A 1,002-nucleotide genomic window follows, 5' to 3' on the forward strand; every position below is an offset into this window, starting at 1 on the left:
TGGTATTTATGTAAGTCTTTTAAGATAATTAAATTTTTGTTTGAGTTTTTCACAAAGGAACATAAATTTGATTTCCCCAAAATCCATCAGTACACCTATACATAGAAAATGATTTAGGATTGCTATAAAGGGTTCGACTTCCCCGCTTACCCTCAGTTCGTTTTTCTTCGTTCCCTCGGGCGTGATTAATTGTTCCTTTAGGTGTAGCCAATTTAACTACTGGATTCCCTAGACTCTTGCCGATATTGAGTAGAAATTCGGCGGGAATGCTCTCCAGTGGAGTCGGGATTTTTGGTCTGCGACCCGCTCTGACATAAGTTACTTTTCTAGGCTCAGTTTCACCATTGGAATTCCCCATTAGCGCCAGTGTCATCCCACACTAGATGTCTGATTGCGCCCTGTTCCCAGCTTCACTCTCCAAGAATCGAGCTTGGTCGGTGTGGGCAGATCGGGAGTCATACCTGAGTCTGGCAGAAGGGGCTCGCACCCTTATCATACCGAGAGTTCAGCCTTATGGCTGGAGGAGTTATGTACGGACTTTCACCGTGATTCACTCTTCAACGAATCGCACCTACTCGTGTCATGTAAGTCTTGCTAATAATCTGATCTCCATCAGGAATAAACATGGGATATACAGACCATCCATCAGTTACATAAAAGTAGCATTTCCATTCACTCACTTTGTCCCATAATGGTTCAAATGTCTTAGCGCTATGATCCCCTAATACCCATCCTAAAATTCCTGGCTTAAAGTGGTCAACCGCTGTCCACAGCCAGATCTTATCTGTTTTTTTTTTCACATAAGTTTGTAATTCATCACCGGGAACCAACTTCTGGAATGACTGAGGGGTCATAAACATCTGGTAACAGTTTTCCGACTTGTTTTACCCAATTCATTACCGTGGTATGATGGACTCCCTTAACTCGTTCTATCGCCCGTAAACCCATGCCATTGACATACATTTTTAGACAATCACGTTTGATGGCCTCGCTATAACCTCG

At 43.1% G+C, this 1,002-nt stretch carries 1 pseudogene; it reads right to left on the bottom strand.

Annotated features, from left to right (window positions below):
• Window positions 1-572: 572 nt before the first annotated feature.
• Window positions 573-1,002, bottom strand: a pseudogene (locus tag K4039_RS26640) (IS1 family transposase); the annotation flags it as partial.

The organism is Lyngbya sp. CCAP 1446/10 (assembly GCF_026130175.1).
Taxonomy (GTDB): domain Bacteria; phylum Cyanobacteriota; class Cyanobacteriia; order Cyanobacteriales; family Microcoleaceae; genus Microcoleus.